The sequence below is a fragment of the Mesobacillus maritimus genome (assembly GCF_023715205.1).
Classification (GTDB): Bacteria; Bacillota; Bacilli; order Bacillales; family Cytobacillaceae; genus Mesobacillus_B; species Mesobacillus_B maritimus_C.
Genome location: NZ_JAMBNR010000007.1, coordinates 187,402 through 210,833, shown reverse-complemented (window position 1 = coordinate 210,833; position 23,432 = coordinate 187,402). Strand labels below are relative to the sequence as shown.

At 37.0% G+C, this 23,432-nt stretch carries 22 protein-coding genes, 1 pseudogene and 1 riboswitch; of the genes and pseudogenes, 3 read left to right on the top strand and 20 right to left on the bottom strand.

Going from position 1 to position 23,432, the window contains the following annotated elements:
- Position 1: 1 nt before the first annotated feature.
- The 5 genes from cmk to prsW form a co-directional block, all read right to left on the bottom strand.
- Complete coding sequence (gene cmk, locus M3182_RS12145; protein WP_251558204.1) at positions 2–676, bottom strand: (d)CMP kinase; 675 nt, start codon at positions 674–676, stop codon at positions 2–4.
- A 92-nt stretch (positions 677–768) separates the two neighbouring features.
- Positions 769–963, bottom strand: a complete 195-nt coding sequence (locus M3182_RS12140; RefSeq protein ID WP_251430071.1) for a YpfB family protein — start codon at positions 961–963, stop codon at positions 769–771.
- A 287-nt stretch (positions 964–1,250) separates the two neighbouring features.
- Positions 1,251–2,600: a germination protein YpeB gene (ypeB, locus tag M3182_RS12135; protein ID WP_251430074.1), complete on the bottom strand. Its 1,350-nt coding sequence runs from the start codon at positions 2,598–2,600 to the stop codon at positions 1,251–1,253.
- Between the two features lie 11 nt (positions 2,601–2,611).
- Positions 2,612–3,517, bottom strand: coding sequence for a spore cortex-lytic enzyme (gene sleB / locus M3182_RS12130; RefSeq protein ID WP_432806705.1), 906 nt, complete (start codon positions 3,515–3,517; stop codon positions 2,612–2,614).
- Between the two features lie 94 nt (positions 3,518–3,611).
- Positions 3,612–4,310 carry a glutamic-type intramembrane protease PrsW gene (gene prsW / locus M3182_RS12125; RefSeq protein ID WP_251558202.1) on the bottom strand — a complete coding sequence of 233 codons (699 nt, stop codon included), beginning with the start codon at positions 4,308–4,310 and terminating at the stop codon, positions 3,612–3,614.
- 94 nt (positions 4,311–4,404) lie between these two features.
- Here prsW and M3182_RS12120 point away from each other — a divergent pair, with 94 nt between their 5' ends.
- Entirely contained in the window at positions 4,405–5,382 is a 978-nt protein-coding gene (locus M3182_RS12120) for an asparaginase (RefSeq protein ID WP_285867900.1), read from the top strand.
- Between the two features lie 89 nt (positions 5,383–5,471).
- Here the strand turns inward: M3182_RS12120 and M3182_RS12115 are convergent, their stop codons facing one another.
- From M3182_RS12115 to M3182_RS12075, 9 genes are all read right to left on the bottom strand, one after another.
- Complete coding sequence (locus M3182_RS12115) at positions 5,472–6,461, bottom strand: YpdA family putative bacillithiol disulfide reductase (RefSeq protein WP_251430080.1); 990 nt, start codon at positions 6,459–6,461, stop codon at positions 5,472–5,474.
- A 264-nt stretch (positions 6,462–6,725) separates the two neighbouring features.
- The gene (locus tag M3182_RS12110; RefSeq protein ID WP_251430084.1) at positions 6,726–8,003 is read right to left on the bottom strand and encodes a Glu/Leu/Phe/Val family dehydrogenase; all 1,278 of its coding nucleotides are present in this window, start codon (positions 8,001–8,003) and stop codon (positions 6,726–6,728) included.
- Between the two features lie 466 nt (positions 8,004–8,469).
- Positions 8,470–9,051, bottom strand: coding sequence for a genetic competence negative regulator (locus M3182_RS12105; protein WP_251430086.1), 582 nt, complete (start codon positions 9,049–9,051; stop codon positions 8,470–8,472).
- A gap of 108 nt (positions 9,052–9,159) precedes the next feature.
- Positions 9,160–9,873: a metallophosphoesterase gene (locus tag M3182_RS12100; RefSeq protein ID WP_251430089.1), complete on the bottom strand. Its 714-nt coding sequence runs from the start codon at positions 9,871–9,873 to the stop codon at positions 9,160–9,162.
- A gap of 183 nt (positions 9,874–10,056) precedes the next feature.
- Entirely contained in the window at positions 10,057–10,515 is a 459-nt protein-coding gene (locus M3182_RS12095) for a YpbF family protein (protein WP_251430092.1), read from the bottom strand.
- Between the two features lie 146 nt (positions 10,516–10,661).
- Entirely contained in the window at positions 10,662–11,399 is a 738-nt protein-coding gene (locus M3182_RS12090; protein ID WP_251558200.1) for a LysM peptidoglycan-binding domain-containing protein, read from the bottom strand.
- Positions 11,396–11,995, bottom strand: a complete 600-nt coding sequence (locus M3182_RS12085) for a CPBP family intramembrane glutamic endopeptidase (RefSeq protein ID WP_251558198.1) — start codon at positions 11,993–11,995, stop codon at positions 11,396–11,398. The genes M3182_RS12090 and M3182_RS12085 overlap by 4 nt, the downstream gene beginning before the upstream one ends.
- Positions 11,973–13,490 carry a RecQ family ATP-dependent DNA helicase gene (locus M3182_RS12080; protein WP_251558196.1) on the bottom strand — a complete coding sequence of 506 codons (1,518 nt, stop codon included), beginning with the start codon at positions 13,488–13,490 and terminating at the stop codon, positions 11,973–11,975. The genes M3182_RS12085 and M3182_RS12080 overlap by 23 nt, the downstream gene beginning before the upstream one ends.
- A complete protein-coding gene (locus M3182_RS12075) occupies positions 13,481–14,545 on the bottom strand; it encodes a YpbB family protein (protein ID WP_251558194.1) in 1,065 nt (354 codons plus the stop codon). Before M3182_RS12075 ends, M3182_RS12080 begins: the two co-directional genes overlap by 10 nt.
- Positions 14,546–14,806: 261 nt before the next feature.
- On the opposite strand from M3182_RS12075, the gene M3182_RS12070 reads away from it, so the two are divergent.
- Both M3182_RS12070 and M3182_RS12065 read left to right on the top strand, forming a co-directional pair.
- Complete coding sequence (locus M3182_RS12070; RefSeq protein WP_221872444.1) at positions 14,807–15,055, top strand: ferredoxin; 249 nt, start codon at positions 14,807–14,809, stop codon at positions 15,053–15,055.
- A gap of 154 nt (positions 15,056–15,209) precedes the next feature.
- A pseudogene (locus M3182_RS12065) lies at positions 15,210–16,233 on the top strand (transposase).
- A 203-nt stretch (positions 16,234–16,436) separates the two neighbouring features.
- On the opposite strand, the gene M3182_RS12060 reads toward M3182_RS12065, so the two are convergent.
- The 6 genes from M3182_RS12060 to M3182_RS12035 all read right to left on the bottom strand — a co-directional run bounded on the left by M3182_RS12060 (position 16,437) and on the right by M3182_RS12035 (position 23,206).
- Positions 16,437–17,015, bottom strand: a complete 579-nt coding sequence (locus M3182_RS12060) for an ECF transporter S component (protein ID WP_251430108.1) — start codon at positions 17,013–17,015, stop codon at positions 16,437–16,439.
- A gap of 170 nt (positions 17,016–17,185) precedes the next feature.
- A riboswitch (FMN riboswitch) is annotated at positions 17,186–17,316 on the bottom strand.
- Positions 17,317–17,587: 271 nt separating this feature from the next.
- Positions 17,588–18,496, bottom strand: coding sequence for a peptidoglycan DD-metalloendopeptidase family protein (locus tag M3182_RS12055; RefSeq protein WP_251430112.1), 909 nt, complete (start codon positions 18,494–18,496; stop codon positions 17,588–17,590).
- Between the two features lie 298 nt (positions 18,497–18,794).
- Positions 18,795–19,985, bottom strand: a complete 1,191-nt coding sequence (locus tag M3182_RS12050) for a hypothetical protein (protein WP_251430116.1) — start codon at positions 19,983–19,985, stop codon at positions 18,795–18,797.
- Complete coding sequence (gene sigX / locus M3182_RS12045; RefSeq protein ID WP_251430119.1) at positions 19,963–20,508, bottom strand: RNA polymerase sigma factor SigX; 546 nt, start codon at positions 20,506–20,508, stop codon at positions 19,963–19,965. The genes M3182_RS12050 and sigX overlap by 23 nt, the downstream gene beginning before the upstream one ends.
- A gap of 194 nt (positions 20,509–20,702) precedes the next feature.
- Complete coding sequence (locus tag M3182_RS12040; protein WP_251430122.1) at positions 20,703–22,493, bottom strand: ATP-binding protein; 1,791 nt, start codon at positions 22,491–22,493, stop codon at positions 20,703–20,705.
- A complete protein-coding gene (locus M3182_RS12035) occupies positions 22,490–23,206 on the bottom strand; it encodes a response regulator transcription factor (protein ID WP_251430125.1) in 717 nt (238 codons plus the stop codon). The genes M3182_RS12040 and M3182_RS12035 overlap by 4 nt, the downstream gene beginning before the upstream one ends.
- Positions 23,207–23,432: the final 226 nt, after the last annotated feature.

The window sequence follows — 23,432 nt, the reverse complement described above, 5'->3', positions numbered from 1 at the left end:
GTCACCCAATCCTTTCAATAGCGAGGTTCATGATTCGGTCCACAACCTGTTCGATTGATAAAGATGTTGTATCAATTTCTACCGCATCTTCCGCCTTTCTTAAGGGTGCCACTTCTCGCTCAGAATCATATTTATCTCTTTGAGCAATTTCTTGTTTTAAGATTTCCAAATTGGAGGAGTATCCTTTTTGAAGATTCTCGGTATGTCGCCGTTGTGCCCTCTCCTCTACACTAGCTAATAAGAAGACTTTCACTTCAGCTGCCGGTAATACATGGGTCCCAATATCTCTTCCATCCATGACAACCCCACCTTTTTCAGCAAAAAGCTGTTGTCTTTTTACCATTTCAACCCGAACCAATTCATGGGCAGCTACAACCGAAACGTTATTTGTCACTTCAGATGTCCGAATCTCATTAGTGACATCGTTTTTATCTAGTAATACTACCTGACCCGTTTTTCCAGGCAATAATTCAATCACCGATTCATTTAAAATTTCCATTAACAATGCCTCACTATGAAGGTCAATCTTATTTTTTAGTGCCTTGTATGTTAAGGCTCGGTACATCGCACCAGTATCTATATATATGTACTCTAATTTTTCTGCAACAATTTTAGCTACTGTACTCTTTCCAGCTGCAGCTGGTCCGTCAATTGCTATTGATATTTTCTTTTTCATAATGCCTCCTATAAACCTACGGTGTTAAAGAACAAACTCTTTTTTATTTTAACACAAGAAAAGATACTACGACCAAGAAAAAAGAAAGCAGGTTATTTTCCTGCTTTCCGAAAATCCCATAACGTCTCTACCAATTCGGTATTACTATCCTTCACAACCCCTTCATATCGAGTAATCACTTTTAGTTCGGGAAGTACATTCATCTGATGGAAGAATAGTTGGGAGAAGAACAAAAAAGCAAATTGGATAATCGCTAGTTTGATCAAAATTCTCTCAAAAGTTTTCATGAACAATTCACCCCCTACCATTATGGGGAGAATCTATAGATTTAAAACAGTAAATCACATTTTGAGAAGACTGTTTTCATAAGGCTGTTTTGGTAAAGATTGTTGCTAAAATCCAAAAGCCTTTTTTTACGTAAGAACAGCTAGTTTTAGGGTTTCAATTCGTTTGCAAGTTCTATTCTCATAAAATGTATTTTATTGAATGACTTAGCTTATTCAGAAGTATTTTTGTTTAAGAGCACAAAGTTTGAGAAAAAGCCTTAGAGAAAGAGGAAAAGCGATGCTTTTCCTCAGACTACATCTTCATAAATTTGTTCTGCATTATGCAACTTCTCGACTTTTTCTTCCACGCCAGTTTCGGCATTAATATAGATACGGTAGGTGTCATCTCCTAATACACCCGTGAATTCATGACATAATACTTCTTCTCGTAAATCGTTAAGAATAACTCCTAATCGTTCTTCCATAATTTTTACATTAGGATTCACTTTTTCTTTAGCCTCAGTAGCGGTGATCTTTGGTTTTGAAATTTCTCTTGCATGATTGGACTTCAAATAATCCTCTGCAGATAAACCGATAATACCTCCGTTATCAAGTGCAACTTTTACCTTGATTGAATCTGGATAAATCCTTACATCATCGCTTTTTCCAACGAATGTAAAAACTCCGATGTTATCATACTGTGCACTTTCAAATAGATCTAAATCTTTAAAATCATGGTCTTTTAGAAAAGCAATGGCCTTTTCACTAGCAGCATTAAGGCTTAAATTCGATTCCTCTACATCTCGCGATACGAGAAACCAAATTGGATAACCACCTTTTTTGGTAATATCCATTGTTGAATGAATATCCTTTTTCTTATCCTCAATTGATACACTAAAGAAACCGTAATCCGATCCCTCACCATTTTCCGTTACTTTTGTTTCGACACCTTTTCCAAGCGAAGACCATTTTTTTGCAATTTCTAATGCTTCATTCTTGTTAATTGGCTTCCCTTGCAAATGTTGAAAGTTTTCATCCTCTTTTTTTATCTTAACCATTCCTGCACCAAATTCAGTTTCCGAATAACTTTCAACTGTTTTTTCAACTGTTTTAAAACCATCAATGATGGTATTATCTGCAGGAGCTCCTTCAGTTGCTAATGCTAATTCTACATCCATCCAAGTTAAATTATCCTTTAGAACCATTTGTTGCACTTTCCGAAGGTCGTTCTGAATTTTACCAGATTCCTTATATAAGGATTTTAAAGTTTTGTATTCATCGTCTGTCAATGGTTCATTATCTAGGTCACGTACAGCTGTCTTATAAGCAAAATCACCTACATTTGCTAGAAACTCTTCCGTTTTGTTAAAAGGGACCAATGTTAAAGGAAGTTGTCCAACGTCATTATGGGCCTGAGATGTGATTTTCCAAACCTCTGCCAATGCAGGTGATAAAGATTCTCGAGAATTCATGGCTAATGAAGTTCCGATCTTATCATTTAATAAATCCATTTGAAAGGACAAATCATGAAAGGCTCGTTGGTAATTGTTTTCTGCGTTTTGAAGAATCGCATTTTTTTCCTGGTGTTCCTGATAGCCCCAAAATGCTGCTCCTGCAACTCCAATGGTTAGAAGCGTAATCAAGATTCCTCTTACCAAAATTCCTCACCTCATTTACAAAAGATATGTTTCCCAATTTTCTTGATTTGCGGCCGTCCCCAAATCCAACTGCTTGTCGCAGTGTCAGGATTAAAGTAATATATAGCATTCCCTGTAGGGTCCCAGCCATTTATAGCGTCTAAAACAGCGCTTTTTGCTCTCTCATTTGGAGTAAGCCAAATCTGTCCGTCAGCAACAGCTGTAAATGCTAGCGGTTCAAAAATCACACCCGAAACAGTATTTGGAAAGGTTGCACTCTCAAGTCGATTTAAGATTACAGCGGCTACTGCCACTTGCCCTTCATACGGCTCCCCTCTAGCTTCGCCATATACAGCATTCGCCATTAATTGAATATCGTTTTGCGAAAATCCGTTAGGCGTATTAGCAGCTGTAACTTTTGATGGTGCTGCTTGTTTTTGAGGTGCTGCTTGATTGCCTTTTGCCCCTGTTTGATTCTGTGCTTTTTGATTTCCCCCCTGTTGAGCGTTATTGCCAGTTGGTTGTTTTTTAGAAGGTTTCCCTTCTCCTTGCTTCGCTATATCTGTTCCACCATAATGTGAAAATTTATTGCCTTGTTTTAGTTGCTCTTTTACATGACTTTCGTGATATTTCGATGCTTTCACGAGTTTAGCTTTTGTTTCTTGACCAGCTAAACCATCTACTTTCATACCAAATTCATACTGGAAGTTTCTCAATGCCCAATATGTTCCCCAACCAAATACACCGTCAATTTTTCCATTGTAAAAGCCCAGGTATTGAAGCCTTGATTGCAATTCAATCACATCATCACCAACTGCTCCCTGCTGAATGACTTGGTTTGAAAATGCCTCAGCCCTTTGCTCTAGGTTACTACAAGGTGTTAGAGCGATGATTAAAACTAGAGCAATACCCAGTTTGATTAACGACTTAATGTTCACGAATAACCCCCCATAATCTATACTAGTAACATTTAAGATTAATCCTATTTTTTGTAATGGCTGGGCTTTTATGCATTGAAAAAGAAAAAACCCCTCATTTACCTGAAATGAAGGGCTTTTCAAATACCAATTGTTCTTTTTTAAAATGATTGGCGCTCATAATTCGAGCCTTCTTTACCTTTTTTAAACCAAGATACCAAAGGAAGATCATAAAAGGAATCATGAGCAGCAACCAATCTTCTAGAGTGATTAAGATATAATTATAACTACCGTGTAATAGAACAGGGATAAAAAGCGAGAGCGATAACCATTTATATTTTGAGTCTACAGAAAATTTGCTTTTCCCAAAGTAATAGCCCATAATAACTCCGAATAATGCATGACTTGAAACAGGTAACAACGCTCGGCCAAGTGCATATTCTAATCCATTAGCAAAGAGGTAAAAGATATTCTCAATCGTAGCAAACCCTAAAGAAACAGATGCACCATACACAACTCCATCATATGGCTCATCAAATGAAACATGTTGATAGACCATGTAAAATAGTATAAACCATTTAAAAAACTCTTCTAAAAGGCCCATTGTAATGTACGGTTCAAAAAATAAGCCTTGCAGGACGTTTTCCTCTCGAAGTACATATTGGATAAACATGATTGGAAAAACAAGTAAGGCACCACTTACAAAAATTTTAAAAACAATTGATAATGGCTCTGATCCATATTGATCTTTAAGATAAAAATAACTCAGCAGTGCCAAGCCAGGAGCAATTCCGGCAGTAACAATTCCAAGCATTGGAAACCTCTTTTCAAATCTTTTTTTTAATCGTATCATGATATGATAAGAAAGAAAATGAATTCTTCTAATCCATGGAAGGAGACTTTTGAAATTGAAGAAAAACATACTTTTAATACATACTGGTGGTACCATCTCCATGAGCGAAGATAAAACTGGGGCTGTCAAACCTGGAGAAAAAAATCCATTAACAGAGGAAGGTCAAATACTCAGTAGTTTGGCCAACCTAGTAGTCGAAGAACCATTTAATCTCCCTTCTCCCCATATTACAATGAAAAATATGATGATATTGAAGGAAATCCTCGAACGGTATGACCAAAGTTCAGGAATTGATGGCGCTGTGATAACGCATGGAACAGATACATTGGAGGAAACAGCTTATTTTCTAGATCTAACACTCCAAACAAAGTATCCTATTGTTGTTACAGGGGCTATGCGCTCTAGCAACGAGATTGGTTCAGATGGACTTTATAATCTAATCTCATCGATTCGGGTTGCTTCTAGCGAAGATGCTCAGAATAAAGGAGTTTTAGTGGTATTAAACGATGAAATACATACAGCTGAAAACGTTACAAAAACACATACAAGTAACGTTTCTACTTTCCAGAGTCCGCAATTTGGACCAATTGGATTAGTCACTAAACAAGACATCTTTTTTCATCATATGCCATCCTATCGAGAGAAATACGAGATATCAGCTTCCTGCAAACAAAGAAATGTCGTACTCATAAAAGCTCATGCTGGTATGGATGCCTCACTTTTTTATGCCATTCGTGATTTAGAAGTGAACGGTGTCGTTATCGAAGCACTAGGACAAGGAAATATGCCCCCGGCAACAGTACCTGGTATTCAAGCGTTGATCGAACGAAACATCCCTGTTGTAATTGTTTCTCGCGCTTTTAACGGAATCGTACAAGGGGTATATGCCTATGAAGGTGGCGGAAAACAATTAAAAGAAATGGGCGTTATCTTCTCAAACGGATTAAATGGGCAAAAAGCTAGAATCAAACTTTTAGTCGCATTAGACCGGACCAATAACATGAATGAAATAGCTGAAATGTTTCGTTTATAGTCGCTTCATATTTCGTAAGGTTACCTGTACATAAAATATTTTTTTGGCTGTAATTGATCTCGATCCAAACCAAACAGAAGCAGACTGAATCAGTCTGCTTCTGTTTGTACTTCTTGCTCTTTTGCCTGAATCGCAGTTGCAATTTGCCCACCATGAAACCTTCCATTTTCAATAAAAATTTCATTTGCATTATTTCCAGCAGCAATGACACCTGCTATATAGATGCCAGGGATATTGGTCTCCATTGTTTCCATATGATAATTTGGTCGTCCAGTCTCAGAATCAATTTCCACTCCCATTTGCTTTAAGAAACCATGATCAGGGTGATAACCAGTCATCGCAAAAACAAAGTCATTTTTTATTTTTTCCTGTACACCTGCTTGGTTAAAAACAAGATAGGAGTCTCCAATTTCAGTTACATGTGCATTAAACCTCATTTGAATAACACCATTGCGAACTAAAGAATCAAACTCTGGTAGGATCCACGGCTTAATACTACTTGAGTACTCGCTTCCTCGGTAAAGGACCGTAACCCTTGCACCCGCTTTTACCAGTTCCAAAGCTGCGTCTATACTAGAGTTTTTTCCACCAATAACAGCTACATCCATATCAAAGTAAGGGTGGGCTTCCTTAAAGTAATGTGCAACTTTCGGTAAATCCTCCCCTTTTATCCCCATATAATTCGGGTGATCATAGTATCCCGTAGCAATCACTACATAAGTTGCCTGGTATTCCTGTTTATTTGTGATTACGTTAAAATAACCCTCTTCTTGTTTAAAGACTGTTTCAACCTTTTCAAATGGATGAATGCGGAGATTTTCTCGCTTCACAACTTCTCGATAATAGACAAGAGCCTGGTTTCGCTTTGGCTTATGTTGTTCGGTAATAAACGGAACGTCACCAATAGCCAACTTTTCACTACTGCTAAAAAACGTCTGATGTGTAGGATAGTTGTAAATTGCATTTACAATATTCCCTTTTTCAATGATAAGGGGATGCTTGCCGATTTTTTTTAAGGCAATCGCAGCGGCTAGTCCACAAGGTCCCCCGCCAACGATGATTACATCTTCTCTTGACATCTCTCTCTAGTCACTCCTTGTACAGTTCCCTTGATAAGTATTTTCGATATTATTGCTTTTGAAAGCCTACATACGATAAGTATCTTAATGTAAAGTCACATATGAAGCTCTTCACTCATTAATCTTGGTTGTTAGCTAATAGAACAACCTAAAAAAACCTCTATATACATTTTCAAGCTAAAAACAAGCTAATAATAAGCAACAGAAAAAAACTCCTACCTAATAAGGATAGGAGATTTTCTGTGAAGATTCAATATGTCAATATTAAATCCATCCTCTGAATCGACTTGCCTCAGCCATTTTTCTTACGCCTACCATATAAGCAGCAAGTCTCATATCAACACGTCTACTCTGTGATGTTTGATAAATATTTTCAAAGGATTTAACCATTACTTTTTCCAGTTTTTCTTCAACTTCTTCTTCCGTCCAGTAATAGCCTTGGTTATTCTGAACCCATTCAAAGTAAGAAACAGTCACTCCACCTGCGGATGCTAAAACATCTGGAACTAATAAGATTCCTCTATCCGTTAAAATCTGTGTAGCTTCTAATGTTGTTGGTCCATTCGCGGCCTCTACTACAATACTAGCTTTAATATTATGAGCATTTTCTTCGGTAATTTGGTTCTCAATAGCTGCTGGAACAAGAATATCGCAATCCAATTCAAGAAGTTCTTTATTTGTGATTGTATTATTAAACAACTTTGTAACAGTTCCAAAGCTATCTCTACGGTCTAGAAGATAATCAATGTCAAGTCCTTCTTGGTCATAAAGAGCGCCATAAGCATCGGAAATACCAACAACCTTAGCTCCTGCATCATGCATGAACTTAGATAAGAAACTTCCTGCATTTCCAAATCCTTGGACAACAACTCTTGCTCCCTTTAAATCGATACCTTTCTTTTGCGCTGCTTCACGAATGCAAATGGTTACACCTTTTGCGGTTGCAGATTCCCTACCATGAGAACCTCCTAGTACAAGCGGTTTACCTGTAATAAAACCCGGAGAGTTAAACTCATCAATTCGGCTATATTCATCCATCATCCAGGCCATAATTTGAGAGTTAGTAAAAACATCCGGTGCAGGGATATCTTTTGTTGGACCAACAATTTGACTAATTGCTCGGACATATCCCCGACTTAGTCGTTCAAGTTCACGGAAACTCATATCCCGTGGGTCACAGATAATTCCACCTTTACCCCCACCGTATGGTAAATCAACGATTCCACATTTCAGACTCATCCAGATTGACAACGCTTTCACTTCTTTTTCGGTTACATTAGGATGAAAACGAATACCACCCTTTGTTGGACCGACTGCATCATTATGCTGAGCCCTGTAGCCAGTAAAGACTCTGACTGTTCCATCATCCATACGGACTGGAATTTTTACAGTCATCATTCTTAATGGTTCTTTAAGCAGTTCAAATACTTCTTCTGGATACCCTAACTTTTCTAACGCCTTATGAATGACAGTTTGCGTAGAACGCAGTACGTCAAGCTTTTCATCTGTATTAACATTCCCGTCATTTTGTGCGGCCACCATTCTTGAAATCCTCCTAATTGCAATGCAGTTATAGACGCTTTCATGACATAGTATACACCTTTGGATATTTAATGCAAGAATAAATCATTATTCAAAAAACAATCTTTTGTACCTTAAGAGAACTCACTTATTAGCAGACAATTTAGAGGTAAGTTAGACTGCAAGTTGGTTTTTTAATTCAATGGGTGTTCTTGTAAATCTTTTTATACGTGGGAGAAACGATCTTTTGTAAAGGCTCTTTTCATAAAGATTGTTGTTAAAACCTCAAAACCGATTATGCCGCAATAGTAGCAAATAGTTTGCAAACTCTTTTCTTTTTGATTTTGAGATAAAAACTAGCTCATACAGTTGTATTTTCGGTTCAAAAGCAACAAAGTTTGAGAAAAGAGCCTTTATAAATAACCGGAAACTTATAGACTCTAACTTACTAAAAAGAGACAGCAGTCTTCAAACTGACTGCTGCCTTCTAAAAAAAGTAATAAACTAGCGTATCTACTGCATTTTCGTCAATAATGAGTTTGCCATATTCATTTAAGCGATGAATACTTAGAATGGAGGGACTTCCATATTCCGCAAGCAGTGACACGATTTGCTCACTGTCACTTTCTAGACCGTACATTGACATATAATAGGTTCCATCTAATACGTATAGACTACCGCCTCGTACGCCTGCATCTTTTAATCGTTTCGCAAGCTGGATGACATCCTCTATGTTTTCAAATTCAAATAGGATGATTTCACGCCCTTCTAATGTAACTTGCATCTCGATGTACCCATCGTCATCGAAAGGCTCTTCATCATATTCAATTTCTCCCATAGTCACAATCATTACCATGCCTTGTGCCTGGAGAGAGAAGATTTCAACTGCAACAGTTCCCAAAATTTCAAAGCCAAATTCATCACTAGCTTCTTCTAGCATGTCATGAAAGAGTTGATTCCATTTCATGGAATCTTTCCAGATATCTTCTTTTGATAACCCTCTATCAGATAGATCATCAGTCGTTAAGAATATTTTAATTTTATTGTTTGTTAACCTCTCTAAGCGCATGTTCGTGCCCCCTGCCGTTAACGAAGCTCTTGTTTACAGTGTATGAGATACTTTCACAAAGGTGAGTTATTTCTGTGAATATCTCCTTTGGAGAACATTTCCTTTGGATTATGAAGTACTCGAGCTGGTAATCTTAATGATGTGTGTTTCCGCTTTAGCTCCTAACCTTAATGGAAGTGCTGTTGTTCCATACCCATTACTAACAAATAAGCGCGTGTTGTTAATCCGCTTAATTCCGCCTTTTTCGTATGGACCGAACCCGAAAACTCTGATTTGTCCTCCATGGGTGTGTCCACTTAGAATGAGCTGAATATTCTGTTCAGGGGTCAACGAATCCACTATTTTTGGATTATGGCTAACTAATATTTTAAAGGGAGAATTCCCTGCTGCATTTACTGCTTGCTCTAAGTCATCTTTTTCCATTGAAAGATCCTCCACTCCCAGGAGCGTTACTTTCTGTTTAATAAGACAAACAGCAGTGTTTTCAAGAATGACGATGTCCAATTTTTTCATGAGCTCTTTCAGTGACTCATGATCTAGTTCATAATCATTATTTCCCCAAACAAAATATACAGGTCCAATTTCCTTAAGTTTCACTAAATTTGCTTTGATTTGACCTAAACTAACCCCTTTTTCAGCCAAATCCCCACCAACAATTACAAAATCTGCTTGAGCTTTTGCTTTTTTAATGATAGTTTGGGTAACTGTTCTTTTATGAATATCACTTATAAAGAAGATGGTGATAGGGTCCTTTTGAACGGGTAACTCAGAAAATGCCCAGTGGTGGACGAGAACCCGATCTGCTTGCGCTTCTTTTGACATAATATACAGCAAGAAGGCACAACAAAGAAATAAAACACAGAAAATAATATAGGCGAGTACCATTTTTTTACCCTTTCTGTATGAACTAAAAACCTCTCACACCTACGTATGAGAGGAATAGATTAATGTTAGACTAGCATGAAAGCTAACATATTTCCAATTTAGATGATGAATAAGTTGACCTTATTTGTTTTCATGGTACAGATTTATATCATACTTTTCTTTCATCATCTCAAACACTAAATGGCGACTTTTCCATTCATGCTCTTTTTTCCACAGATCTTTGCTTTTATCAATAATTTCACACCTTAATGCATGAAATTCTTTCTCTGCTTTATCCCGCTTTTCTCTAAGAAGATTCATTAATCCAAATAAGCCACCTGTCAAAATAAATAGATATAAGTTTATTGATTGACTAAAAAATGCCGAAAAAACCTCATAAAAAGAATATGAATAAGGCCTTATTGTTGTCTGATATAAATACAGGGTGAAAATTGTTGCCACCCCGACCGTAATAATCATGATTATAAGATGCTTTTGTTTTAGGTTGTCATATTTTCTCTTCCGCTTGACCACATTATTCAGCATATGTTTTGTAGCTTCATCTGTGCGTTCATCAAGGTGTATGATTGTTTCTTCCATATTCACCCCTCCTCAGAGAAAATATATGTTCTTGTCCGATCGATTATGTGAGGCATTTTTCTCAGTATCGCATTGCTTCTTGCACTCCATATAAAACAAGTCTAGGTTTTAGCATTTATCACAAAAAAAATAAGCCGCACCTCGGCTTATTCTGCTATTGGAATTTTTAATACCTGCCCTAACTGAATTTCATCTCCTTGAAGATTGTTTGCTTTTCGAATAATTTCCATCCCTTGCTGGGACTGAAAATATTTCAAAGAGATTCTAAAAAGGTTCTCCCCTTTTTGAACTGTGTGATAAACTATTTCCCCTTCAGCCTGGTCCTCCGTTTTGACCAAAGGCTCTTGTTCATCTTGATTTGGTTGTTCATTTGCTGTCGTTTCCTTCTCCATTTGTTCGTATGTTTGGTTAGCTACCTCTGTTTCTGGTTCTGCGGTAGACATGTTCTTGCTATCTACAGGGATTGAATCCTCTGCCAAAGGCGCTGGAGTTGCAGGAACATTCGATGTGTTCACAGTGATATCCTTTTCTTCAAATCGAACAGGTTCATTTGTCTTTTTCGGCTTTTCTACCAATCCAGTTGTTTCAATATTAATTTTTTCATAGCCCTCTGTTTTCACAATACCTTTTTCATTTTCACCTTTCTCGCCAGTTAAATAGTTATAACCGCTATATATGGAAATTGGGAGTAAGATAAAGAATAGCACAAGGAGGCGAATCATCGGAAACTTCAGTTTCAAATTCGTTTTATGTTTCCTTTGGTTGTGCAGGCGGCTCCTTGGCGGAAAATCACCATCACTCCCAGGACTTGTATTCTTGTTGTTTACTACTATCTTTTTCCTTGTACGTTCAGCTTGGTCACGATAAGGCGTTTCCTTGTTCATTCAAAGTCCCTTCCTCTCCCTATTTTTTTTCTGCTTATAGAAAGACCGAGGAGAAAATCAATCGTAAAATGCATCAAGATCGTAACGGATAAATTACCTGTTCTCATATAAATAAATCCTATTACAAAGCTAAGAATTACAATATTTAAGAAAAGAAACCAATTAAACAAGTATCGATAATGCACTAAAGCAAAGATTATACTAGATACAATGAGACCAAAGTGGGTTTGAATCACACCACGAAATAAGATTTCTTCACTAATGGCGACGATAGCCGCAAGCACAAATACTTGAATGATGTTCTTATTCTGAAAGATTCGTTGATTAAGGCCTCCATCATCATACATCCTAGCAGGAACAATCCTCATAAGGGTCATATCAATTGCGACAACAATAAGTCCTGCCAGAGCCCCAACCTGCCAAATATTAGGATCTGCCCATTGGAATAACGTCAAAAATTCATAAAAGGAGTCAAACAAAAACAAACCTAAGAAGAAAGAAACAATTAGCAATAATCCTTGAGTTAAATAAAGATGGAATAATAATTCTTTATCCGTTAACCCTTTAATTACCTCACGATATTGGTCTTTTTTCATGTAAATCGCCCACTTGTTTTATTAGCATGGAAGCCAAATCCTTCTTCCAGTTGTATCGAAGGTTGGGTTCCATTTCCTCTGCTTTTGATCCATAAAAATCTTCGAGTGCCAAGCCACAAGAACTGCAACAATTTTTCTTTGCAGATGATCCTTGGTCATCAAAATAATCCAGGATATACTCTCGCTTACATCCAGAATGTTGGATATAGTCCAGCACACGGTAAACCTTTTGCTGTTTCAACCGAATTCTCTTGGTAACATAATTTAACAACTGGTCTCTAACTTCCTGAACATTCTCGTTCTGCATAGATGCCAAAAAGCTTTCAACAACCCTCCATTGTGTTTCACTAAAGCCACATGCAGGGATGAATCGCTCTGATTCAAGGTGAATATTTTCAAGTTTAAGATTTTGTTGTTGGATGAGCATAAAAAGATGATGGATTTGTTCCTTCTCTGGCAATTCACCCTCAGTGAGTTGCAGACTTAATTGTTCATCTCCAGGTGAATAGAATAGAATCGCAATACTTTCCTTCCCATCGCGTCCCGCTCTACCTATTTCTTGCAAATAGGCTTCTAACTGAAGCGGCATGTGGTAATGTAAAATAAAACGAACATTATCCTTATTTATCCCCATCCCAAAGGCACTTGTGGCACAAACAATGTCAAGTTGATTGTGGATAAATTGTTGCTGAATAAGTGTCCTCGATTCAGTATCAAGACCTCCGTGATAAGCCATCACCCGTTCTCCTTGATCTCTAAGTTTAGCTGCCATTGATTCTGCTAATTTCTTACTAGAAAAATAAATAATTCCTGGTCCTTTTATTTTTTGAACTAATTCAAGTGTTTTTTGTTGTTTTTCTTTATGCCCTAAAATCTCGATGCCAATCGATATCTCTGGACGGTCCACACTAAACACAAACTCTTCCCAGGAACGAAATTGTAAATACTTTACGATATCCTCGCGAACTTCCTTCGTTGCCGTTGCTGTCAAAGCTATCGTTAACGGGGCTCCTAATTTTTCACGTACTTCCCCTATCTTTAAATAATCTGGCCGAAAGTCATACCCCCACTGAGAGATGCAATGGGCCTCATCAACAACGAAAAGGGCAATGGTCATTTCTCTTAACTTATTGAGGATAATATCTACACCTAACATTTCTGGAGAAACAAATATAAATTTATAGGACGAAAGGTTTGATAATGCCTTTCGTTTCTCAGCAGGGGATAAAAAAGAGTTAATAGCGATAACACGTTTTTCCCCCATTGATTTCATCTGCTCTACCTGATCTTGCATGAGTGATAAAAGCGGCGAAACAATTAGAACCTTGCCTTCCAGTAAATAACCTGGGAGCTGATAACATAATGATTTCCCCGTTCCAGTAGGAAGCATCGCAAGGGTGTTCTGCCCTCTTAATATCGACTCAACTACTTCTTTTTGCCCTTGTCGGAAAGAAGTAAATTGAAAATAATGATATAATGCTTTTTCTAATTCCACGGTCGACCACCATTTCTTGCTAGTACCAGCCTAATTTCAAAATAATTGGCTTCAGGTACCTTTTCTCTTATTTGACTTAATTTCTTAGCTGAGGTTTCCCTTGTAACAGTCAAGATTCGCTGTTCCATTTCAAACGAGACATATTTACGCAAGTCAAAATCGTTAACTTGCAAGGCTATTTCAACAATATGATCCTCAATCGTACTTTCCTTTAACTTTCGTATTCGAGCAATTTCATTTGTGTTGAAGCCTTTTTCTAATAGCCTCAACGTTTTTTCCGTCGACAAAGTTAATGGTACTGTTTGTGGTTTATTGCCAATAATCCCACTTAAAAGAGGAAACTTACTATATTGATTGGTTGAAATATAGATCATATAATGTAAAATATTCAGGAATTCTAAATGGTAATGAAATGAATCCATTTGTAACTGTTCTGCTGCTTGTCCTTCTGTTAAACCGATCTTATTATGTCCTGTTAACCTTAAGGTAAGGACAGCAGGATCAATATTCTCATCTTGTTGAAAACAATTGATTAGTTCTGTATAAAGGTCATTGGCCAATTCAAATCTTTTACCAGTTTGCATTTTTATGTAATTCTTTATCCACGCTAGGTTCTCTGGTTTATTATGAATTGGAATAAATCCCTTATTTTGATAAATAAGATTCGAATATACTTGAACAAGGAGTGAAAGTCTCTCCCAAAATACAGAAGTGATTTGATGATATTTCCAGCCCTGAAGATACTTGGGCGGAAGAGAAATCAAGTTTTGAGACTGGACTATCTTTTCTCCTTTTTCTGTCAAGTAATAATATTCACTTGATATTGAATGGAGATAACCATTTACATGAAGTACACCTATAATGTGGTCCATCTCTTCCCTGGTAATCTGAGGATAGGATTGAAAAAAGGGATCGAGACGAAACAAATGTGCATCTTGGATTGTTTGTGACGATTTTTTCCCTTGAAATAAGTGATAAAGTGAATAAATGGAACGTTCATTTTGGATTTGTTTCATACAATATAAAAAGACTGCTTCTTTAAAAGAAATGGTCACCTTAAATCACCTGTACACTTTCCAAAGTCTAAAATTAAGCTATTAGGCAAATAATAAGAGCCTACTCCTATTTTAGCACGAATCGACATATGATGACGAAAAACTACGTTAGTTAAATGGAAAATAGCTGAATGAAAAGTATTCTCATGCTTTTTTTTATTGAAAAGTTAGTGATACAGTCTTACAATAAACATGAGGATGACGTTTTCACTAAAGTTTCGAAAACGATACCACACTGTTTAAAATACGGGAGGTTTTTTCATGGCAAAGTATACGATTGTTGACAAGGAAACTTGCATCGCTTGTGGTGCATGCGGCGCTGCTGCTCCAGACATCTATGATTACGATGACGAGGGCATCGCATTTGTAACACTTGATGATAACGAAGGAATTGTTGAAATTCCAGATGTACTACTAGACGACATGATGGATGCTTTTGAAGGTTGCCCAACTGACTCCATTAAAGTTGCAGATGAGCCATTTGACGGTGACGCATTAAAATTCGAATAGTAGTTTCCTATAATCAAAAAACCCCTGCTAATTTTATGAGGGCACTGAAAAAGTCTAATTTTTATTAAAGGCAGTTGAAAGTTCAATCTAATGAACTTTCAACTGCCTTTTTACTTTATAATATTGTTATCAAATGTATGTAGGTGGTATCCAAGTGATTTCAAATCAAGAATCTTTCAACTTTAGCCCATTCATGGCTTTATACGATATTGTTGTACCAAAGGATAATATGCTTCGTAAAATAAATGAGCTTGTAGACTTTAATTTCATACTTGAAGAATTAAAAACAAAATATTGTCTTGATAATGGTCGCAATGCTGTTTCGCCAATTCGTATGTTCAAATATTTACTTCTTAAATCAATTTATGATGTAGATGTAATAGAGCGTTCGAAATAAAGAAGTTGTAGAAGATTATGCAGAACAACTAAGTTATTCAAATGATCCAGATGCACGTGTCGGACACAAAACAGCTGACTCTTCTTTTTTTGGATTTAAAACACATATAGCTATGAGTGATGAACGGATTATTACAGCTGCGATTGTTACTACTGGTGAGAAAAGTGATGGAAAGTACCTGAAAGATTTAGTTGAGAAAAGTAAAGAAGCAGGCATGACAATTGATAGAATCATTGGTGATACAGCTTATTCAGAAAAAGATAATATCCAGTATGCAAAAACCGAAGAGTTTCAATTAGTATCTAAACTAAATCCACAGATTACACAAGGTGGACGTGCTAAAGTGGATGAGTTTGAGTTTAATAAAGATGCAGGTTTGTACGTTTGTAAAGCAGGTCACATGGCAATACGAAAAGCACGAACGGGAAAGAAAGATCAAGGGAAAAATCAAAAAAGACACCTATTACTTTGATATTAAAAAATGTGCAGTATGTCCGTTCCGTGATGGCTGTTATAAAGATGGGCAAAAAGTAAAACATATTCTGTTTCAATAAAATCCACAGAACATAAGGAACAGGAAGCATTTCAAAATAGTGAAGAATTTAGAGAACATGCACGCTCTCGTTATAAAATTGAAGCAAAAAATAATGAGTTAAAACATAGACACGGGTATGAAACAGCAACATCTGCGGGTCTATTTGGTATGGAAATTCAAGGAGCCACAGCGATATTTGCAGTAAATCTCAAGCGAATTTTGAAACTCCTTAATGAAAAGGAATAAAAAAAGAAAAGGAAAAAGGCTATTTTCCGCTTAAAAAACAGGTGGAAAATAGCCTTTTTGAATTCATTTGAATTTACAGAATAAAAAACGTAAGTTTTTCAGTGCCCTCATTTTATGGCGGGGGTTTTTTTCTTTTATACTTTTCTTTAAATTATGCAAAAAGAAGAAACAGTAGGGAAAACTGTTTCTTCTAGTATAGTAAATTATGCACTTTTAAGTTGTGTTCTATTAATCCATGTAGATAGACGAGAGAATAATAACATAAATACAGCAGTGATTAGCAGTCCTTTTATAATATTAAATGGCAAGATACCTGTAACAATCATCGTTTTAAGCTCAGGTGCCGCCATTGCTGGCATATTTAGGAATAGAGTATATGCCGGCATAATCACCCAATAATTTAAGATACTCATGATTACAGACATAATTATTGTCGACGAAACAAGACCAATCGTCATTCCTTTAGTGGATTTTAATTTATTATAAATATAATAAACGGGTAATACGAAGATTACTCCAGCAACGAAGTTCGCAATATGACCGACAGGTACCCCTGTTGCACTCCCTGTCATAAAGTAATCTAGAATATTTTTAAACAGTTCCACAAGCACGCCAGCTAACGGACCAAAAATTAATGCAGCAATTAAAGCGGGAATATCACTAAAATCAATCATTAAAAAGTTCGGAAATGGCGGCAATGGGAAATTTAATAACATTAATACATACGAAATACTGCTCAACATTCCAATTGAAACTAAGGCCTTAACACTAAATTTGTTCATCTTTTTCCTCTCTCCTTTTTGAGATCCATCCAAAAGAAGAAAGGTTCAGCAACTTGAATGTACCAGCACATAAAAACACCCTCAAACCTAAGGAATGAGGGAGACTTTAAAAACGAAGGTACACTTAATAAACGTTCAAATAATAGACATTTTTTGAACGTCTGCAGAACCTCCACCTTCTCCCATCCAGACTATACTGTCGGCTTTGGAATCGCACCAAATCCTGCCTCTCGGCTCGCGGGCTTAGAGATATATCCTCATCACCGCCGGTCGGGAATTTCACCACGCCCCGAAGATAGATCATATTTAATTACAACTCTATTATACTAGAACAAGATAATTTTGTGAAGCCATTTGCTTTTGTCCATATCTTGACAGAGTATACGCTGTCCATTATATTTCCTGAATGGCTAATATTACGTTAATGTCAGCTCTAGGATTTAACAACATGTTAACGAGTACAGCTTTTTCTGTAGTAAAGAAACGACAAAAACGTTTAATTTTCAGCCCTTGACAAGTTAATAGCTTCAAAAAAAAAAACGAGACGTTCTGTCCCGTATATCAAATGATTTTTATTGGATAATGAGTACTTGTTCTGGATGGATTGTGTTCGATTTTAAATTGTTTTTATCTTTAATATCAGATACCGGAATCCCAGTATTTCTAGAGATGGAACTAAGAGTATCTCCTTTCGAAACAACATAATGCCTCTGGTTTTTTGACACACTATCGACAATCATTAATGCTTGTCCTACTTTCACTATAGGGTCTGATAATTGATTTATTTCAGTTAATTCATCTACACTTATTCCGTATTTTTGTGAAATGGACCAAAGTGTTTCCCCTGGTTTCACAATATGATTTCTTTTTTGTGTCTGCCCATTGTCCGAATTTCCTCTTTCTCTCTCTCCTTCTAATTGTACCGAAGTTTCAATGGATTCTCCTGGATTTGCTGTACTCAGTGCAAGGACAGCTTGTCCAACCTCTGTTAATCCTAATGTGTGGTCAGGATTAACAGCATTCTTTTTATTATAAGTCCACTCGTCATGATGAACTTCAAAATGTAAATGAACACCTGAGGAATCACCCGTATTCCCCATTTTCCCAATCAAAGTACCTTGTTGCACCCATTCGCCTTCTTCAACGTTTCTTTTATGTAAGTGGGCATATACCGTCTCAAAATTATTTTGATGTTTGATAAAAACTACATGACCGTATGTATCAGAGTAGTACGATTTCGATACAACTCCTTCATCCACTGAATAGACCGGAGTATTCAATGCTGAGGCTATATCAATCCCTTTGTGCATTCCATTTCTAGTTCCATAGGTATCGGTAATCTCCCCATCCGTTGGCCAAATCCAATGCTCAGTACCTTTTGTTAAACCTTCTGCCTTTGGCTGGTTACCACCAAGAAAGAGCAAACTAATACAAACTCCAACTACTCCGGCTATAAGTAGCCGTTTAATCAAGTCTTTCATTTTGTTCCTCCCTGATTTTTGGACTCCACTTCCTATTATATGACCATCAGCCCTTCAATAATAAAGACGAGTTGTTCACAACGCGAAGATAACAAAACATGGTGTTATTATTTGGTAAACCTTGAACAATTTATACTCATCAAATAAAAAAAGCTGTTTTCGAAAGGAAGAAAACCTAGGCCATTGTAACTTGAGGCCAATCAGTTCTAGGAAACCGTCAGGCTCTTTCACCGGTTAAAAAATAAAACAACAGGGTTTTAGAAAAAAAACAAAAAAGAAAAAGCCTGGCGATCAGGCTTTAGTTGAATTCAATCACTTCTTTATTTGGAGCTACCGGCAAGGGGATTTCTTCATCTAAACTAAACGGTCCTACCTGCTTAATTCCTTCTGTTTTTACTCTTAGCTTGCTATAACCAAAGCTTTTAGCTGTTAACATTATTGCTTCTAAGCTAAAGAGGAAATCTTTTTGTCCCTTTACTTCATCTGAAATATAAAGTTCGAGCGTTTCTCCCTTTTCGCTTTCATTCAAAATATCCAGGTGAATTCCTTTAGGTAATGAGGCCTTAAGCCCATGTTCTGTTTGGTCTTGCTCCATTTCGGAGAATGCCCCCTCAAGGGAAGAAAAAGAATCTTCGGTTGGAACTAAATATGGTCGATCAGTATTTTGGGGGTCATAGATAAAATAAGCCAAATTATGTGACTTACCATCAAGTTCCATTTCAATTATATTCCCATAACTCCCTAAATGAATCCCTTCTTTACCTTCTGTTGTGAATATCACTTTCTTAACCTTATCAATAGGAAAAGAGTCTTGGAGTGTATCTAAAAACATAGTTTCAGCAGTTGAACCGAAGCCGTACCGATGCTCAGCAGGGACGTCTATATAGACCGTCTCACTTGCTTGGTCATAGCGCAAATCAGCGTTAAGTGGAAAATAATCCGCCAATCCCCATTCTTCTTCTGTTAGCTTCAGCATTGTTTCTTCAAACTGTTCAAACCAAGTTTTATAGGTCGTTTTTTCAATCAATACCGTAATTGGTACAGTTACTTGAGCATTCTTATCTGGTATTGCATAAGTCAGTGCTAGATGTCCTTCTACATCAGTTGAATACACTGCGGTTGGATTCTCGGTTCCTGAGAATGAATCGTAGTTTATCTGATTTTCAGCTGACTTTTCTTGTTGATGATCGAGAGTATTAGCTTCCTTTACGCCTAATCGCTTTGAGGCGTCCGGACTTGAATTAAATTCCGTAGCTGGGTGGTCGTTCACACTTTCCCGAAAATTCAATAGTGATGGTGAGAGAATAACAACAAGTACTAGAACCGCACAAGATGCCAGTCCAGGTAAAAGCCAATTAGGTATTTTTGTTCTCTTCCTTTTACTCACTATGCTTTGATAGATTTCATTAGGAGATCGTTGATCACTGACCTTTGGCAACTGTTTTAGTAAACTTTCCACTTCACGTTCACTTAGCCTTGATCTCTTCACCAAGCATCACCTCCTTGTCCATTTCACCCATGTACTTACGTAAAGCTTTGATGGCTCTGTGCTGCGTTGTTTTTACTTTACTTTCAGTCCAAGAAAGCGCTTCTGCTGTTTCACTTATTGATAATTCATGGATATATCTTAAAAGAATGACCATTTTTTGGTCTATTGTACACTGGTCTAAACATTTGTAGATGAGACCGATTTCTTCCTGTTGCTGTGCAATTTCATCCGGTAAAGGCAAATGGTCTTTTACTTGGGCCGTAGACAAGTCCATCTTCTCCAAAACCCATCTTTTCCATCCTTTTTGTTTTCGAAAATAGTCGACTGCAACATTTTTTGCAATTGAAAACAACCAAGTCTTTTCGCTGCTATTGCCTTCAAAGCGGTCGTATGCCTTTAATACTCGTATATACACCTCTTGAACTAAGTCTTCGGCAACCTCCTTATTTTTCACCATATAAAATAAGAAGCGATATAAGTCTTGATGATATTTTTGATATATAGAATCAAAAACGGAGTCCATCTCTTCTCCCCTCCGTATAGTAAATTAGTCGAAATATATGAATTAAAAGTTTCACTTTAACTATATTCTTCCGGATAACAAAAAGGAAGAGTTATTCACCCCAAACCTAAGGAAACCCCCACCTATTAAGGAAGGGGTTTATGCACTAAATTTTCTTTTTGTTTCTTGTGAATCAAGATAAGTCGTCAAGATTTTTAAAGACTGTCATGATTTCGTGGAATAAAAAAGGAAAATGTCGTCCCTTGTCCTAATTTGCTCCTAACAGAAATCGTCCCTTTATGGGCCTCAATAATATTCCGGGCAATCGCTAAACCAAGGCCTGTACCTGATCTCCCTCTAGTTCGGGATTTATCTCCTTTATAGAATCGTTCAAATAGGAATGGCAAATCCTCTTCTGGTATTCCAGGGCCTTCATCACTGACTTCAAACAAGAGTTCATGGCTGTTTGATTTCACCTTCACAGAAATCGTTGTTGAATGTGAAATGTGTCGAATGGCATTATCAAGAAGATTCGTTAGCACTTGCTCAATTTTGTCAGGGTCAAAATAATAGATTTCCTCGTTCGTTTCTATTTCTGTATTTAATTGAACATCTTTCTCTTTTGCAAGCGTTTGGAACTTTCGAGTTATACGGGTGATGTAAGGTTTTATTTCAACCGACTCTACTTCAAGGTCGATATGACCATCTTGCATTCGAGCGAGGTCGAGCAACTCATTTACAAGTCGACCCATTCTGAGTGATTCATCATAGATAATTTGAGCCATTTCTTGTTTTTCCTCATTCGTTTCTGCGATCCCATCCACAATTGCTTCACTATAGCCCTGTAACATTGATATTGGAGTACGCAATTCATGTGAAACGTTAGCAATAAAATCATCACGGAGCTTATCCACTTTACGCTCTTCAGTCATATCGCGGACAACAGCAACAGCTCCACGAATTGTATTCTTATTGAATAATGGACTGATAATAATGACAAACGAGCGACCTTGCAATGTGATTTCTCCAACTTGTTCATTTACTGTGTTAACAGCTAGCTGAAAAAGTTCCATTACTTTCGTCGGGACGGCATCCGTATTTTCATTTGCACCTTGCTCATAATACCAGTATCGAAGAAACTGCTCGGCTGGTGGATTGGTAATGAGAATCGTCCCGTCACGGTTAAATGTAATGACACCATCTGCCATACTGCTTAAAATACTCGAAAGTTGTTCTTTCTCTTGGCTAAGTGCATTCATATTAAATTTCAATTGTCTACCCATTTGATTAAAAGCAGTAGCTAGTTCACCAATTTCATCATTTGTGAGGATTGGTACCTTAGTATCGAATTTTCCTCTGGCCACTTCGAATGCTGCTTCTCTCATCTTCCTTAATGGTGCATTGATACGAGTCGCAAGAAAGAAGGCAAATATTGTTGTTAATACAAGAGCAACTCCTGCAGAAATCAGAACGATTTGCGTAGTTTGTTCCATCGTTTCTTCCATAACTTCAAGGGATTGATAGACAAAAACAGCACCGTCACCACCTTCAAAACCAAGAAGGGGCTGTCCAATAATTACATATTGCCTTTGAGTTTCATCGGCACTACCTTGAGTATAAGTTATAATGGTGTCTACACTTGTTCCATTCTCAAAAACAGCCGCCATTTCTTTTTCTTCTAGGAAATAAGAAATGGGGAGTCGTTGCAATTTTTCCGATCCAGGTGAATAAAAATAAGTGGTTTCATCTTTAATCACCGCGGCATTGGTCACTTCATCCAGCAACCCCCAGGTAATCTCTAGTCCTATCCCTAGTTCTTCTCCACCATGCTGTTCTAGGCTTTGCGAAATTTTTTCAGCTGTATAGACTAGATCTTCTCGAGCTTTCGTTATGTTATAATTCTCGAAGAACTCTAGTAACAATACAGTCAGAATGGATAACACAAAGGCAACTAGCAAAAGAATGGTAATCCATAATTTACCTACTACACTGCGCCAAAACATCATTCATTGACAACCTCAAATTTATACCCAACCCCCCAAACAGTGACAATCATTTTCGCTGCTTGTTCAGAAACTTTATTTAATTTTTCACGGAGGCGTTTAACATGCGTATCAACTGTCCTCAAGTCTCCAAAAAATTCATAATGCCATACTTCTTTTAATAACTGCTCACGGTCAAAAACCTTATCCGGTGCCTTGGCAAGGAAATAGAGCAATTCATATTCTTTCGGAGTTAAGCTTACTTCTTTTCCGTCAGCTGAAACTCGATGTGCATCATTATCAATCGTTAAGTGAGGGAATACGATAACATCCTTGGTCGTCGTTTCCGTTTGTAAGTAACTAGTGCTAGAAGAACGGCGAAGCATCGCTTTCACTCTTAACACTACCTCTCTTGGGCTAAAAGGCTTCACAATATAATCATCTGTTCCTACTTCAAAGCCTTGAACACGGTTCACTTCTTCACCTTTTGCCGTTAACATAATCACTGGGGTTGATTTTTTCTCCCTTAATTCACGACAAACCTCAATCCCGTCCATACCAGGCATCATCAAATCAAGCAGGATGACATCATAATCATTTGCCAGCGATTTTGCTAGAGCCTCATTACCATCTTCCGCTTCATCTATGATATAGTTTTCACGCTCTAAGTACATTTTTAATAATCTTCGGATTCTTTCCTCGTCATCCACTACTAAAACTTTAATATCCTTCTCCATTTGAATAATCCCTCCTGTTAATTATTTTACTGAATGATTTACTATGTTGCTATTGTTTTTTATCTTATTCATAATGTTAACCTATGCATTTGCCTTAAAATAGACATAATTTCACTATATGTATAAATCCTTTTAGACTTTTTGCTATATTGTTATCAATTCCTTACTTTATAATGTGAATGCTATGTATGAATAACATAAATTAAAGGTTTCTCAACCATCATTG

Coding starts and splice junctions, on each gene's coding strand:
- M3182_RS12140 (WP_251430071.1), bottom strand. CDS start 963: ATGAAAACTTTTGAGAGAATTTTGATCAAACTAGCGATTATCCAATTT.
- M3182_RS12090 (WP_251558200.1), bottom strand. CDS start 11,399: ATGAACAAGGAAACGCCTTATCGTGACCAAGCTGAACGTACAAGGAAA.
- M3182_RS12040 (WP_251430122.1), bottom strand. CDS start 22,493: ATGATGTTTTGGCGCAGTGTAGTAGGTAAATTATGGATTACCATTCTT.
- cmk (WP_251558204.1), bottom strand. CDS start 676: ATGAAAAAGAAAATATCAATAGCAATTGACGGACCAGCTGCAGCTGGA.
- M3182_RS12055 (WP_251430112.1), bottom strand. CDS start 18,496: ATGAAAGACTTGATTAAACGGCTACTTATAGCCGGAGTAGTTGGAGTT.
- M3182_RS12035 (WP_251430125.1), bottom strand. CDS start 23,206: ATGGAGAAGGATATTAAAGTTTTAGTAGTGGATGACGAGGAAAGAATC.
- M3182_RS12085 (WP_251558198.1), bottom strand. CDS start 11,995: ATGAAAAAAGACCAATATCGTGAGGTAATTAAAGGGTTAACGGATAAA.
- M3182_RS12105 (WP_251430086.1), bottom strand. CDS start 9,051: ATGCGCTTAGAGAGGTTAACAAACAATAAAATTAAAATATTCTTAACG.
- M3182_RS12070 (WP_221872444.1), top strand. CDS start 14,807: ATGGCAAAGTATACGATTGTTGACAAGGAAACTTGCATCGCTTGTGGT.
- M3182_RS12095 (WP_251430092.1), bottom strand. CDS start 10,515: ATGGAAGAAACAATCATACACCTTGATGAACGCACAGATGAAGCTACA.
- M3182_RS12115 (WP_251430080.1), bottom strand. CDS start 6,461: ATGTCAAGAGAAGATGTAATCATCGTTGGCGGGGGACCTTGTGGACTA.
- prsW (WP_251558202.1), bottom strand. CDS start 4,310: ATGCTTGGAATTGTTACTGCCGGAATTGCTCCTGGCTTGGCACTGCTG.
- M3182_RS12110 (WP_251430084.1), bottom strand. CDS start 8,003: ATGGTGGCCGCACAAAATGACGGGAATGTTAATACAGATGAAAAGCTT.
- M3182_RS12100 (WP_251430089.1), bottom strand. CDS start 9,873: ATGTCAAAAGAAGCGCAAGCAGATCGGGTTCTCGTCCACCACTGGGCA.
- M3182_RS12060 (WP_251430108.1), bottom strand. CDS start 17,015: ATGAACAAATTTAGTGTTAAGGCCTTAGTTTCAATTGGAATGTTGAGC.
- sigX (WP_251430119.1), bottom strand. CDS start 20,508: ATGGACTCCGTTTTTGATTCTATATATCAAAAATATCATCAAGACTTA.